The sequence below is a fragment of the Ferdinandcohnia sp. SAFN-114 genome (assembly GCF_059415045.1).
The window spans coordinates 1-14,949 of record NZ_JBPFDQ010000016.1 but is presented as its reverse complement, the minus strand read 5'-3'; the positions used below and the strand labels follow the sequence as shown (position 1 = coordinate 14,949).

The 14,949-nt window shown below is 38.2% G+C and carries 10 protein-coding genes; 9 read left to right on the top strand and 1 reads right to left on the bottom strand.

Annotated elements, in window-relative coordinates; translation table 11 throughout:
* The first annotated feature begins 59 nt into the window (after positions 1 to 59).
* Positions 60 to 1,358 carry a Na+/H+ antiporter NhaC family protein gene (locus ACR65M_RS07210; RefSeq protein ID WP_440272959.1) on the top strand — a complete coding sequence of 433 codons (1,299 nt, stop codon included), beginning with the start codon at positions 60 to 62 and terminating at the stop codon, positions 1,356 to 1,358.
* 44 nt (positions 1,359 to 1,402) lie between these two features.
* Here the strand turns inward: ACR65M_RS07210 and ACR65M_RS07205 are convergent, their stop codons facing one another.
* Positions 1,403 to 2,626: a multidrug effflux MFS transporter gene (locus ACR65M_RS07205; RefSeq protein ID WP_341331782.1), complete on the bottom strand. Its 1,224-nt coding sequence runs from the start codon at positions 2,624 to 2,626 to the stop codon at positions 1,403 to 1,405.
* A gap of 574 nt (positions 2,627 to 3,200) precedes the next feature.
* Here ACR65M_RS07205 and ACR65M_RS07200 point away from each other — a divergent pair.
* The 8 genes from ACR65M_RS07200 (at position 3,201) to ACR65M_RS07165 (ending at position 14,708) form a co-directional block, all read left to right on the top strand.
* Positions 3,201 to 6,146, top strand: coding sequence for a fibronectin type III domain-containing protein (locus ACR65M_RS07200; RefSeq protein WP_440272958.1), 2,946 nt, complete (start codon positions 3,201 to 3,203; stop codon positions 6,144 to 6,146).
* Positions 6,147 to 6,662: 516 nt separating this feature from the next.
* On the top strand, positions 6,663 to 6,983 hold the full coding sequence (locus ACR65M_RS07195) for a heterocycloanthracin/sonorensin family bacteriocin (protein ID WP_440272957.1): 321 nt from the start codon (positions 6,663 to 6,665) through the stop codon (positions 6,981 to 6,983).
* Between the two features lie 173 nt (positions 6,984 to 7,156).
* Positions 7,157 to 9,121, top strand: coding sequence for a putative thiazole-containing bacteriocin maturation protein (locus ACR65M_RS07190; RefSeq protein WP_121449440.1), 1,965 nt, complete (start codon positions 7,157 to 7,159; stop codon positions 9,119 to 9,121).
* Positions 9,118 to 11,061 carry a TOMM precursor leader peptide-binding protein gene (locus tag ACR65M_RS07185; RefSeq protein ID WP_440272956.1) on the top strand — a complete coding sequence of 648 codons (1,944 nt, stop codon included), beginning with the start codon at positions 9,118 to 9,120 and terminating at the stop codon, positions 11,059 to 11,061. The genes ACR65M_RS07190 and ACR65M_RS07185 overlap by 4 nt, the downstream gene beginning before the upstream one ends.
* 20 nt (positions 11,062 to 11,081) lie before the next feature.
* Positions 11,082 to 12,650, top strand: a complete 1,569-nt coding sequence (locus tag ACR65M_RS07180; RefSeq protein ID WP_440272955.1) for a SagB family peptide dehydrogenase — start codon at positions 11,082 to 11,084, stop codon at positions 12,648 to 12,650.
* An 85-nt stretch (positions 12,651 to 12,735) separates the two neighbouring features.
* Positions 12,736 to 12,921, top strand: a complete 186-nt coding sequence (locus ACR65M_RS07175) for a hypothetical protein (RefSeq protein WP_440272954.1) — start codon at positions 12,736 to 12,738, stop codon at positions 12,919 to 12,921.
* A 159-nt stretch (positions 12,922 to 13,080) separates the two neighbouring features.
* A complete protein-coding gene (locus ACR65M_RS07170; protein WP_440272953.1) occupies positions 13,081 to 13,797 on the top strand; it encodes an HAD family hydrolase in 717 nt (238 codons plus the stop codon).
* A gap of 131 nt (positions 13,798 to 13,928) precedes the next feature.
* Entirely contained in the window at positions 13,929 to 14,708 is a 780-nt protein-coding gene (locus tag ACR65M_RS07165; RefSeq protein ID WP_341331789.1) for an SDR family NAD(P)-dependent oxidoreductase, read from the top strand.
* Positions 14,709 to 14,949 lie beyond the last annotated feature (241 nt).

The following is a 14,949-nucleotide window of genomic DNA, read 5'->3' as shown; positions in this document are numbered from 1 at the left end:
GTAAGCATTAGGAGTGAAAAAAACTGAACAACGATAGATTTACAGTACGTCAGATATGTATGCTCATCACGATTACACTTGCAGGAGTTTTATGGTCTGTAAGCTTTGATATCCCATTATTTATTGGATTTTTACCTGGATTTGTATTTCTCATTTCATTAATAATAGGGAAAGGAAAATCTCTTCGTGAAATTTGGAAGATTTGTAGAAAGGGAATAAACAAAACACAGACTGTCATTCTTATTTTATTTCTAGTTAGTTTTATCCTTCCTTCTTGGTATGAAGCAGGTACTATTCAAGTATTAGTTTCTGTTGCCTTGCAAATTATTACACCTGATCATTTCTTTTTGCTCTCCTTTATCATTGCGATGCTTTTTTCAATGACGCTAGGTACTTCTATAGGAACACTAAGTGCCGTTGGGATTCCAATCATGAGCAGTGCTATTTCAATCCATTTGTCACCTCAAATAGTAGCTGGTGCTTTGATATCTGGAGCATTTGTCGGGGACCGAACTTCACCTTTTTCAAGCGCTTTTCAGTTATTATCACACACGGTTGAGATTCCTAATAAGAAGCAATTTAGAGCGTTGGCACTAACTACTATTCCAGCCATTCTAATTAGTATAGTCTTTTTTAGTTATTTAGATTCTCAATATAACTTGAAGCAAGGTGAAATAGCAGCATTTAGCTGGGAAGATTTATACTTTTTGAAGTTATTGCCACCACTTGTATTAATTGTAGTGGTATTATTTCGAAAAGGTATTGTCTATGCTTTTCTATCAAGTATAATCTGTGCTAGTATCATTTCTCTCATCGACGGAACTGCCATTTACCAACTTTTTCATGCCCTATTCTTTGGTATAGAGGGAATGGGCGGGGGCCTCATCAATATGTATACACTTCTTATCTTTTTAGCATTAGCTGGAGCATATAATGGGCTTTTAGAAGAATATCGTGTTATCCAACCATTAGTCGATGGATGGTTCCATAAATCTAAAACCTTAGTTGAAGATTCCGTAAAAACAATCATTGCTACCTTAGGGATCTCTCTAATTGCTGCAAATCAGACATTACCGATTATCCTTACTGGTAGAACGTTACTACCTCACTGGATAAATCGCCGAACGAAAGCTGACCTAGCAAGAGTCATGGCAGATTCGACCATGCTGTTTCCAGGCATGATTCCATGGAGTGTACTAACGATTATGTGTAGTACGGTATTGGGCTTACCGGTTACTGAATATCTTCCTTATGCCATATTTTTGTGGGGTTTACCTTTTATTACGGTAGTGGTTTCGATGTTGAAACAACTTAACCACAACAAGAGAAAGGGAGGACTAATAAAAAGGGCAGCTTAAGTCTCATAGAAAAAAGCAGAGTTTATTAAACTCTGCTTTTTAGATTAACCTGAATATTTTTTAGAAGTCTGTAAACGTAATGATGCTCGGCGTACCAGTCCAAAATATGAAAATAGAGCTAGTAAACTCGTTGATAATATAACGACTCCCATAGGAATGGCTGAATATTCTCCCGCGACGCCAACAAGTGGAGAAGTTATTGAACCAAGAACAAATGGTAGTAAACCTAATAGGGCGGAAGCACTTCCGGCAATATGTCCTTGGCTCTCAATAGCTAATGCGAAGGAGGTTGTTGAAATCATACCAATCGAACAAACCAAAAAGAAGATCGGAATCGCAACTGCTAGAAGTGGTGCCTCTAACAAAAGAGCTATTAACAAACAAGTACCTGCTGTAGTGGAAAGAAATAAACCGAATTTCAAAAACGTTCTTTCTGGGATAATATCTGATAAACGTCCAACAGACTGAGTTCCGATTATTAATGCCAGACCATTAACCCCAAATAGCAAACTAAATACTTGAGGTGACACCCCATAAATATTCTGATAAACAAAAGGAATACCAGAAACATAAGCAAAAATTCCAGCAATGATAAAGCCTTGTGTTAGTGCATAACCTAGAAACTCTCGATCTTTAAATAATGAACCAAAATTACTTAATACTCGAGTTAGATTACTCGGCACACGCTTCTCTACAGGTAATGATTCTTCTAGATTAATAGAGATTATAAGAAACAGCACAAAGCCCAAACCTGCTAAAACAATAAAAACTCCGTTCCAGTCAGTAATTGAAAGGACTCCACCACCAACAATTGGGGCAACGATAGGCCCAAGGTTACCAACCAACATCAATAAGGAGAAAAACTTTGTTAATTCCCTGCCGCTATAGATATCACGGACAATGGCTCTTGAAATTACAAGACCACCTGCTGCTGCAAAACCTTGTAGAAAGCGACCTACAATAAATAGATAAATAGATGGGGCAAAAGCACAAATGACGGAAGCAATCAAATACATGATAAGAAATATTCGTAATGGCTTTCGTCGTCCTTGTACATCACTCATTGGACCAATAATTAATTGTCCCAATCCAAGTCCTAACAAACATGTCGTTAAACTGACTTGGACTAGTGATGCAGTCGTTTCATAATCCTCCACAATCGTAGGAAATGATGGTAGATACATATCGATCGTGAATGGTCCTAAGAGTCCAAGTGACCCTAAAAGTAATGCAAGTTGCAAACGTTTCGTTCCTGTAGGTTTGTTCATGTTGTTCTCGCCTTTCCTCACAGTCATTTGGACAAATAACATGTCCCTACGTACTATGTATTATTTCCTAATAATAACAAGCACCGAATTACACGTCAATATTTGGAACTTTTAAGAATTGAATAGATAAATTGTTAAATATTGTATTGGATTATGTGTTGAGATAATAAGGAAAAACTTTATTCCTGGTATTCTACATAAGAACTCTAATCGGAGGCTCGATTTAGTTCTTTTACTGAAGAAGAGACAGACGGGGTGAAACCGAATCCACTTAACTGGCTTTAAAGCTGTTGATGTCAATCAAACGGGTTAATCATAGTCATTTCATTGGAAGTAATCATTTCTTCATACAGGACTTTTTGCGTAGGAGGAAATAACCACAATTGTCTAAAAATTCAATAAAATGATTGTATACGTACTTATATGGAAGAGATTAACATTGTTGTGAAATCCTAAATTCCCTTTTAATAAACTTTTAAATGCATTCAGCATCTTAAAAAGTTTATAGAAATTTTTAAAAGAATGGAGGGCAGAAAGTTCATATTACTAATTATATGGGAAGGTGGAATAGTATTTGAAGAGCTTTAAGATAATTTTATCTGTTTTTCTAACTTTATTATTAGTTTCAAGTAACTTTAATGTAGTGGCAGCGAATGCAAAAACGGGGACATCTCCTAATGGACCTGCATCACCAGTAAATTTACAGATTCCAAACCTTGCTTATGATGAAGACAGCATCACTCTTGTATGGGAAAAGCCGGAACAGTATAAGGACATCGTTGACTTTAATATCTACATGAATAAGAAGAAAATTGGAAGCGCTTTAGAAGATAATAGTGGACCAGCAAAAGCCTATATCGATAATTTCTATGAAAATATTGATAAGGATCATTTCCACGAGAAGATATTAATCCATAATTTTCAGGTTAATAATCTTAAACCAAATAAATCCTACGAATTTTATGTTACATCAGTAAATGCTGAAGGGGTGGAATCAGCACCTTCCAATAAAATTGTAGGAAAAACAACAAAAGCACCTGAAATTTTTAATATCATTGATTTTGGGGCAGCCCCAGATGACGAAACAAAAGATACGGAAGCTATTCAGGCAGCAATTGACGCTGCTACTCCTGGTTCAAAGGTGGTAATTCCAGAGGGGAAATTTATCTCTGGAGAATTGTGGCTTAAATCTGATATGACATTACAAGTGGATGGGTATTTGCTTGGATCTCCAGATGCAGAAGATTACAGTATGAATTTTTGGCTTTATGACTATTCAACAGACGAACGTTCATATTCACTCATCAATGCACATACATACGATTATGGAAGTTTAAAAAACATTCGTATCGTGGGCAACGGCATCATTGATGGTAACGGGTGGAAATATGATAAGAATCATCCTACTGTCGATGAACTAGGAAATGAATTACCACGTTACGTCGCTGGCAATAATTCAAAAGTAACCGGAAATGTAAAAGTAGAGAACGGGAAAATGAGCCCATTAAACCTTGAATCTGAAGATACATTTGGTATTCTTGCTGCAAACCAATCATATGCAGCACAAGAACTAGGTATGGATGTGAAGTCTGCTTATTCTACCCGCTCAAATCTGATTACTGTTCGTGGTGTAGATGGCATGTATTACGAAGGCATCACACAGCTAAATCCTGCAAATCACGGGATTGTAAACCTTCATAGTAAAAATATCGTTATAAATGGAACCATTTCTAAAACATACGATGGAAATAATGCCGATGGTTACGAGTTTGGTGACTCTCAAAATATCATGGTATTCAATAACTTTGTTGATACTGGTGATGATGCTATTAATTTCGCATCTGGTATGGGACAAGCAGCATCTAATAGTGAACCAACCGGAAATGCTTGGATATTCAACAACTATATCCGCGAGGGACATGGAGGGGTTGTCACCGGTAGTCACACAGGTGGGTGGATCCAAGACTTCTTAGTTGAAGATAATATCATGTATAAGACGGATGTCGGTTTACGTAGTAAGACAAATACACCAATGGGTGGTGGGGCAAAAAATATCCTTTTCAGAAACAATGCCTTAGAAGGTATTGACGGAGACGGTCCATTTGTCTTCACTTCCTCATATACGGATGCGAACGCTTCAATCTTATACGAACCAGCAGAGGTTATCTCGCAATTTAGAGATATGGAGATTGTAGATACAACTGTTCGAAATCAAGGCGGTAGTAAAAAACAAGCCATTCTAGTTAACGGGAATAATGATGCTGGCGAGGTTTATCATGAGAATATAACATTTAAAAATGTCAAATTCGATAATGTCTATTCTGTTAATATGAATTACGCAAAAGGCTTCAAATTTATTAATGTATCTTTTACAAATGTGAAGGATAACGGTGGAAATCCATGGAGAATTAAAAATTCTACTGGACTTATCTTTGAAAATACGACAAACGCTCCAGTAGATGCAACTCAACAACCCCAATGGTCTGAAAATGCAGGTATTCAAGCAGAATCTACACCTGACGGAAAAAGTGTGACATTAACTTGGGATGAAGCTACTGATAATGTAGGAGTTACGGGTTACACCATCTTTAAAGATGGTGAAAAACTCAATGAAGACTATACAACAACTAATCAAACTAGTTTTACTGTTGAGGGGCTCACTCCTGCTAAAGAATACACATTTAAAGTGGAAGCTACTGATGCAATCGGAAATCGAACATTAAATGGTCCAGAAATTAAGGTAAAAACAATTGGGGAAGCTGACCAAACAGCTCCAGTTTTACCAGAGAATACAAGTATATCAGAATCAACTACTAAAATTCCTTCTAGTGATACTTTTAGCGGGAAAGCAGTAGACGTTGTGTATACAGGGTTTACTTGGACTTCAATCACTTGGGATGTTGCTAAGGATGACACTGGAATAGCGGGTTATAATATTTACGCAAATGGAGAGTTAGTAGGATTTGCAACATCAAATAAATACACATTAACAGGTCTTGAACCTGGCACAGCATATAAGATTAAGGTTGAAGCAGTGGATCTTGCTGGTAATAAATCACCATATAATAGTGCTCTAGAGTTTGAGACAGCAAAGCAATATCCTATAGGGGCTCCGTATTTTGAAGGTGACCTAGAAGCAATGATTAATACAGACGGAACAAGTGTTTCGCTTTCCTGGAATGAGGCAAAAGCAAAAAATCAAGATGTAATCGGATACCGAGTATATGTGAATGGTCAAGCAATCAAACCAGATGGAGCGACATTCACACCGATTAATTCGGAAATGACAACATCTGATACTAGCTATACTGTAACAGGATTAAAACAAGGAAAACGCTACACCTTTAAAGTAGAAGCGGTTGGCCATGCAACTAAATATTCTAAGAGAGAAAGACTCTCAGATGTCCTACCAAACGGCCTTGTCGAAGTCTCAGGTTACAGATGGAGTGGATTTGGACCAAGTGTCGATGTTCACCTCATTCCTGGTAAAGCAAAGAGCAAACAAGCTAAGTCTAATTAATCTATAAATCCAAAGAAGTGTAAAAAAGCCAACGTCATTAAAATGACGTTGGCTTTTTAATTCATAAAAATGACTGTTATGAATATGACGTTGGTCTTTATAACAAAGAAATAGATCATACGTTCCTATCTACTTATATAAATGAAATAACCTTTTGTTATTTAACTCTTTTTAGACAATTTAACATGTTTTTGAAGGACGAAAAAATTCTAAAAATAGTTTATTAGATAAAGCGTGATGGTGGATAAGAGGAATTTATCCTGGTCAAAAATAAAGTCATGTTGCATGGACAAGCTAGTCTATAAGCTTTTCTATTTAGTAAATTCATAGTCTTAACTGTTTTCAATTAAAAATAGGCATTAGAATCAGGCACAATACCCATTAATCGTTCATAGTTTGTTGGGGAAAGACTTAGAATTATTTCCAATATAACTTAATCATATTACTTTACTATTTTGTTCGTTCTATTTTCTTTTAAAGTACTTTCACCCCTTATTAAATGAATAATCGGAGGTAATGTTCGTGAACAATTTTCAAAATGAACTTCAAATGTTGAACATTGGAGATTTCCATTCGAGCGAAGCAGTTCCTTGGGACCCAAATCAGTATTATGAGGAATCTGCCCGTCAAATAGGTGGAATTGGCGGATTCGGTACATTTGGACGATGTTCAAGTTGCTTTAGTTGTTTTCGATGCTTTAATTGCTTTAATTGCTTTAATTGTTTCCGTTGCTTTAGTTGCTTTAGTTGCTCTAATTGTGGTGGACGCTGTGGCGGTGGACACCGTTGTGGAGGCGGAGGACGCTGTGGAGGCGGACACCGTTGTGGAGGTTATTAATTCGAATTTAATTATTAAACTAATCTAGCCTATTAAAAAGGCAGCCCCTAAAAAATTGCTTTAGGGGCTTTCTCTCTAAGATTAGACATATAAGACAAATTTCTGTACATAGGATTATAGTGACTGTGATGGTATAGAAACCTTAGTTGGATATTTTGTAAAGGAGGAGCGAAATGACAAAATTAACCCCTTCTATGCGTCTCAAAGTAAAAAGAGACACGTTTTTTCTCCCTGTTTCAAACAACGGAGTATATTTTCGGAATAATACAAGTTCGTTCAGTATGAAAGGAAATACGATTGATAAGTGGGTTCAAAAACTAATACCGATGTTCAATGGAGAGTACACGTTGGGGAATATAACAGAAGGATTACCCGGTCCATACCGTGAGCGGGTATATGAAATTGCGGAAGCACTGTATCGTAACGGATTTGTTCAGGATGTTAGTCAAGATTTACCGCATCAATTGCAATCTCATGTTACTAAGAAGTTTGCATCTCAAATTGAATTCTTAGAAAATTTCGGAGATTCAGGTGCTTACCGCTTTGAACTTTATCGACAGTCAAAAGTTTTGGTGGTTGGAGCTGGCCCATTCTTAGTATCTTTGGTATCTGCATTACTCGAATCCGGATTACCAAAGTTCCATGTATTTATTACCGATCAAGTATCTACTAATAGAAAGAGGTTGTCAGAACACGTTGTACATGCACGTCAAACCGACCCAGAGGTAATGGTAAATGAGTTAAACCCACAAAAGGATGAGATGAGTTCATGGCGGGAAATTGTGCAAGAATTCCAATTCATTTTGTATGTGTCACAAGAGGGTGATGTTGAGGAATTGCGGGCTCTTAATGAGATTTGTACGGAGGAAAAAAAGGGATTTCTCCCCTCTATTTGTTTAGAACACATAGGTATGGCTGGTCCTCTAGTACGTCCTAATTCTCAGGGGTGTTGGGAATCTGCATGGAGGCGCATTCACGAATCTGCACTTCACAACGATCAGTCGTTATCCAATTTCTCTGAAATAGCAGGAGCAATGCTTGCAAATGTAATCGTCTTTGAATTGTTCAAAGAGATTACCAGAAGAACCGAAATGGAAAAAGAGGATAATCAATTCTTTTTACTTAACCTAGATACTTTGGAGGGGAACTGGCATTCCTTCATCCCACACCCCTTTGTGACGGGATTTGCAGAAGCTAAACGGATACACGATTTAGATTTAAGGAGCAAAGAAGGAGTTAGCGGTGGTGATGTGGATAAATTGTTTCTATTATTCAATCATGTGACATCACCTGAAACAGGAATTCTTCATACTTGGGAAGAAGGGGATTTGAAGCAACTTCCCTTATCACTATGTCGGGTTCAGGCAGCAAACCCTTTGTCAGATGGGCCTGCTAAACTGTTGCCAGAGATTGTCTGTGCTGGTTTGACTCATGTGGAGGCTCGGAGGGAAGCAGGGTTGATCGGGATTGAAGCCCATGTTTCTCAAATGTTTAATCATATCTTTAAAACTCCTCCACAACTTGAAGTAGATGGTAGTATTAGAGAAAAAAACGAATTTATCAGTGTAGGAATGGGGGAAACGTTAGCAGAAAGTGTATGCAGGGGATTGCAAAAGTGTTTGGTTAAGGAACTAAGTGAAAAAAATGTAGAACGGAAGCATACTGTATCACTTGTTGAATTGGAATCTTTAAAAGATAAGCACTGTCAGTTTTATATGCAGGTATTGACTAGGTTGAATGGTGCACCGATTATCGGCTTAGGAGAGAAGGTTTCTGGATTCCCTGTTGTTTGGATTGGTACTAATAACCGCTGGTATAGCGGTATAGGATTGACTATCACAAAGGCATTGGAAAACGCATTACAACACGCAATTATGAAGGCAGAAAACATTGGGGATTTTCAAACATCTCATGCAATGGAAGTTTCTTCGGTACAGCTGGAGGAAACTGTCCCACTCAGCCTTGAAATACCTTCTTGTGAAAGAATGTTTCATGCCGAGATTTTGAATTCCGCTATAAAAGTATTAGAACGTAACAACAAACAAATATTGGTATTTGAACTTCAAATAGAACCATTTTGGAAAAAGGAACAAGTTGAACTGTGTGGTGTTCTTTTAAGAAAGGTGGAGTCCACATGAATGCTATCGTGGTGATTATCGGAGAAGGTTTTTTAGCTGATCACGTGTCCGAAGAATTGGCCTCCCATTACATGTTAATTCGTCATCCCGATATCAACTCAGGAATACCAGAAGAGACTAATTTGGTTTTAGTATTGCATGAAGCCTGGAATCCCTCCATCCATCAAAAAGCAGAAGAGTTATTACGCCCTAAGGGAATCCCCTGGTTACGAGGTTTTGTTTCCTTTGGAGAGGGTGTGGTTGGTCCGTTGGTTCGACCAGGTTCCACAGGTTGTTCCCAATGCGCTGACATGAGACGCCTCATGGCTGGCCGTGACCGAATAGAAATGCAGGATATGCAGAAACACCTTGCGGAACAGAGAGGAATTACTCGTGATGTTTGGGCATCTAACACGGGGCTTTTGCAGATGGCATATTTGATAGTTGGAGAGGTCAAGCGTATTCTAGATGGAAATATCCCTCATTCAGAAGGAAAACTACTATTAATGAACTTGCAAACTCTAAAAAGTTCATGGCATTCCTTTCTTTCTAATCCACTTTGTTCAGTGTGTGGTGGACTTCCCGTAGATTCAGAAGATAGTGCCAAAATTACTCTTCAACCAAGTCCTAAGACCAGCCTTGACAGTTATCGATGCCGTTCTATAGACGACTTAGAAACATTCTTAGTAGACGACTATTTGGATCCTAAGACTGGCTTTTTAAATGGTAAAATGTATGACCTCTTGCCGCCTTTTGCAGATGTAGGTGTTAATTTGCCTTTGCTGATAGGTGACGAGGGAGTTGCCGGACGGACCCATTCATACAAAATAAGTGAATTGACTGCGATATTAGAAGGCTTGGAGCGGTACTGTGGTCTTGCTCCACGTGGCAAAAGAACTGTCGTACATGATAGTTTCCGCAATTTAGAGGGAAAAGCACTAAATCCTCTCACAGTAGGCATTCATGAACCGGAAAAATATTCTCAACCGGGTTTTCCGTTTAAACCGTTTGATCCTGATAGCCCAATGAATTGGGTATGGGGCTATTCACTTTTACAAGATCGACCGATTCTTGTTCCAGAGTTGCTTGCCTATTACAGCTTAGGCGATGGGGAGGGCTTTGTCTATGAAACCTCAAACGGATGTGCATTAGGAGGAAGCTTAGAAGAGGCTATTTTCTACGGAATAATGGAAGTAGTGGAACGTGATTCATTTTTGATGACCTGGTACGCGCAAATGTCCATACCCCAATTAGACCCGTATTCATCTAACGATAGGGAATTGGAGTTAATGGTTGATCGCATACGTGCAGTTGCAGGATATGAAATATTTTTGTTCAACTCGACGATGGAGCACGGAATTCCAAGCGTATGGGCATTGGCAAAAAACAGAAAGAAAGATGGATTAAATATTATTTGTGCAGCAGGAGCGCATCCCGACCCGATTCGAGCTGCTAAAAGCGCAGTTCATGAACTGTCCGGTATGATGCTTACGCTTGACGAAAAATTTGAGGAGAACAAGGGAGAGTATCTGCATATGTTGCATGATTCTTCCCTTGTTCAAAAAATGGATGATCATGGCATGCTCTATGGATTGCCGGAAGCGGAAGAGCGTCTAAAGTTTTTGCTGCACGAAAGTCGTCCATTGCGAACATTTGCCGAGGAATTCAAGTTGAAGGTACCACATTCAGACCTTACCAAAGATCTTAAAGACATTCTCCGGGAGTTTCGTCGATTGAAACTCGATGTAGTTGTTGTGGATCAAACGACATCGGAAACCCTACGAAATGGACTTCACTGTGTAAAAGTATTAATACCAGGAATGTTACCGATGACATTTGGACACCATCTTACTCGAATAACGGGACTTGAGAGGGTATTGAAGGTACCAATGGAGCTAGGGTATGAGAATCATCTTCTTACACTAGAACAGCTTAACCCACATCCACACCCGTTTCCATAAGTAGACTAGGAGGTAGTAGGATGAGTCTGAATGAATTTCTGTACAACTTACATTTTGACATTGATAAAGTAAGCCCACCAGATAAGGTAGTCGATTGGGATGATTCACCTTTGACATATAAATTATACCGTGACTTGGAGAGTTTTCCGATGACTTTAGATGTGCCGTTGAAGCTAGAAGAGCAGGATGTCCCCAGTAAACCTACTCATAGCAGAATGGGGCATTTTCTGTGGTATGTATTTGGTCTTAGTCAAATAAGCCAATCAGTCTTCACAACGGACCAAGACGTTGATCTAATGCAGTCGTACAGACGGTTTGTCCCTTCCGGAGGAGCATTATATCCAAACGAATTATACGTTTATCTAAAATTGGAGGATTTGCCTTTTGGGGTATACCACTATGATGTTGCACACCATCGATTAGTATTACTACGAGAAGGTAATTTCGATTTTTATATCAACCAAGCTCTTGGTAACCGCATTGATTTGTCTACATGTTTTGGTACGGTTTTTATATCAACAATGTTTTGGAAAAATTTCTTTAAATACAACAACTTTTCCTTCCGTTTACAAGGGTTGGATACGGGAGTTCTGATTGGACAGTTACTCGAAGTAGCAAAACGGTTTGGATTTGAGACAGGGGTATACTTCCAATTTCTTGATAAGGCAATCAACCATCTACTCGGGCTATCCGAAAAAGAAGAAAGCATATATGCGGTTATTCCACTTACTGTAGAACCAACAAACTGGAATATTATTCAGAGTGACAGATACGGTAACGTCAATTCAGTGGAACTAGCTAGTAAATTGAATGAAATTAATAATAATTACTATTTACGATCACAGAGGGTACAAGAGTACCCAATGTTAACAAAGCTTAATGAAGAGTCTTTTATTGACTCCACGGAATCAATTTATAAAATTAAGCCCAAAAAAAGAATATTTTGTCGGGGTCCTAAAGTAACTCTTCCTCAGGTGAATCGTTTATCTTACGACCTTGCGTCGGTCTTGCAAAAGCGTTTTTCACCGGACATGGATTTCATTATTGGAAAGGTAAATCAGCTGGAACTGGCTAGTTTACTACAAGAGGCAACAGATTCCTTCGCATATCGAAATGATTTGGACAACGAAATAAAAGGGCAGGAGTCCCGTATCTCACTGTATGGCTGTTTTCATAATGTTGAGGGAATTCCGGATGCTGCTTATTCTTATGATAGCATTACTCATTCGTTACAACAGATAGAACCTGGAGACCATCGACTTGACCTTCAATACGGAATGTCTGCAGATAATGTAAATTTGACCCAAGTCCCACTCTGCTTTCACGTGGCAGGAGATAGAGATCACTTAAAAACTTCACTAGGTCTAAGAGGTTACCGGATTCAACAAATGGAAGCTGGTATGCTGGTGCAGAGATTACTTTTGGCGGCCACAGCAATTGGATGGGGAGGACACCCACTTCTAGGATTTAATGCGAATATGAGTGATAAGATTTACAAAATGGATTCACATAAAAAAACTAGTTTAATCCAAATACCAATCGGTCCTTATCGACCTCGACCATGGTTAAGGGGTAGCTTACGTAGCTAAAGCAGAACACTTTAGAAAAGCAAAGAGAACTATTTTCTTTGCTTTTTTTGATAGAGCAACATTTCAACGTCAAACAATGGACAAATTGGGAACAATAAAGGAAATTTTCGTTAGAATAAACAAACAATTAGATAGAAAAGAAAAGGACATCAAGGATGATAGAAAGTTCCTTTTATGGACGGCGTACAGTTTAGGTGCTGCACTGTTAGGAACAGTAACCTTTGTAGCTCCAAAAGCAATTGATGAATATACCGATAATAAAAAGATATGAATAAAAAACTGATACTAGCATTAGGGCTGAATAGCTCTGATCCCTCATTCTTACTTGTGTAAGTGCTGTTGCTTATTTGTTTGATTAGATGAAGGAGGCCCTCTGTTTTCTCTAGTTGATAAATAGTGATATCATCATAATATAAGGAGGGCTGTGAAAATGGATACGATAATTTTTGATGTCGATGATACACTATATGATCAAGCACAATCTTTTCATAGAACGGTGAGGAAGCTTTTTCAAGAGCCATTTTCAGACGAGGAGATTGATCAATTATATACTGCAAGTCGTAAGTATAGCGAGATATTATTTGATCAAAGTGAAGCAGGTGAAATATCCCAATTTGAATGGCAAACCGGACGAATTATGGCTGCCTGTAAGGACTTTAACATCCCAATAGATACAGAAAAAGCAGCTATTTTTCATGAAACGTATGTGACCGAACAAAAAAACATTACCTTGTTTCCCGAAGTCGAGGAACTGCTAAATGTGCTCTACAAAGAAGGAAAACAGCTGGGAATTCTTACAAATGGTGAAGAAAAACATCAAGCAATGAAAATTAAACAACTCAGCCTTAGTCGATGGATTCCGGCAGAGATGACGTTTATTTCAGGTACAATTGGTCATGCAAAACCGAAAAGAGAAGTATTTGATTTTATTGAAAAGAAACTAGACCTTGACCAAACCAAAACCGTGTATATTGGGGATAATTTTGAAAAAGATATTATCGGAGCAAAACAAGCAGGCTGGCAAGCGATCTGGATGAATCATCGTAAGAAAGCTTTACCGACTAATGCTACCTATAAACCAGATAAAGAAGTACATAGTGCCATGGAGTTATTAGAATTATTTACGAAAAAGGCTTATTTATGGTAGGAATCAGCGATTGTCATCCTGGTTCCTATGTAGGTTTTTAGCTTTTATGTGCAGTCCTGTAATTAAAGTTTCTTGTTAAGGTTCCCTTTGTGGTAAAATTTAGATAATTCTAACCACAAGGGGTGGATGGTGTGAAATTTGAAAATCAAGTGGCGCTTATAACCGGGGGAACTTCTGGAATTGGACTAGCCGTAGCAGAACGATTACTTCGTGAGAGTGGGAAAGTTGTCATAGTTGGTCGTAATAGGGAACGCGGAAACTCAGCCCTAGAAAAACTGAAACAGATTAGTCCACATGTTCTTTTTCTATCAGTCGATGTAAGCAAAGGAATAGAAGTAGAACAGATGGTAAAAGAAACAGTGAACACATTTGGAAGAATCGACTTTGCATTTAATAATGCGGGAAATGCGGAAGGTACGCCTGCATTAACACATGAATTAAGTGAAGAAGACTTCGACCATATGATGGGTTCTACGATCAAAGGAGTTTGGTTGTGTATGAAGTATGAGCTGCAAGCAATGATTGAAAATGGTGTTGGTTCAATCGTTAATACATCATCCCTGGATGCCTTGATTTGTTCGGCATACACTACAGCATATGCAGCTGGGAAAAGTGGCATTCTGGCATTAACCCGCGGAGTCGCCCAAGAATATGGGAGTAAAGGAATTCGAGTTAATGCCATTACACCTGGTGCAATCAGGACTCCGATGATCGAACGAAAATTTGAAAACTTGACTGAAGAGCAATCAGAATGGTTAGAAGAAAAGTACAACAGCCTTAATGCCCTAGGAAGAATGGGGACCTCCTCTGAAGCGGCAGATGTGGTAACCTGGTTATTTTCTAAAGAATCTTCCTTTGTAACAGGTCAAAATATCATTGTTGATGGTGGAGTTTCCATCGTGACAAAATAAAGCTTTCTGGACTTAAAACCTGCGATGGTCAATAAGTGGAGTCAATAATAAGCTAATCTGTTTCTCTTTAAAGTTACTCGCATTTGAAAAGATATAAATAAAATTAGATATAGAATAGAGGCAGTGGATTTCACATCAGAAATCACACTGCTTTTAACCATATATGTAAAAGGACAAGAAAGTCTAAACTAATTTTATATTGTTTAATATTGATTTACTAGTATATACAAATTTTTTGTAT

Bases quoted from the DNA above. Each gene is read 5' to 3' on its own strand.
- ACR65M_RS07210 (WP_440272959.1), top strand. From the start codon at position 60: ATGCTCATCACGATTACACTTGCAGGAGTTTTATGGTCTGTAAGCTTT.
- ACR65M_RS07180 (WP_440272955.1), top strand. From the start codon at position 11,082: ATGAGTCTGAATGAATTTCTGTACAACTTACATTTTGACATTGATAAA.
- ACR65M_RS07205 (WP_341331782.1), bottom strand. From the start codon at position 2,626: ATGAACAAACCTACAGGAACGAAACGTTTGCAACTTGCATTACTTTTA.
- ACR65M_RS07170 (WP_440272953.1), top strand. From the start codon at position 13,081: ATGGATACGATAATTTTTGATGTCGATGATACACTATATGATCAAGCA.
- ACR65M_RS07190 (WP_121449440.1), top strand. From the start codon at position 7,157: ATGACAAAATTAACCCCTTCTATGCGTCTCAAAGTAAAAAGAGACACG.
- ACR65M_RS07185 (WP_440272956.1), top strand. From the start codon at position 9,118: ATGAATGCTATCGTGGTGATTATCGGAGAAGGTTTTTTAGCTGATCAC.
- ACR65M_RS07195 (WP_440272957.1), top strand. From the start codon at position 6,663: ATGTTCGTGAACAATTTTCAAAATGAACTTCAAATGTTGAACATTGGA.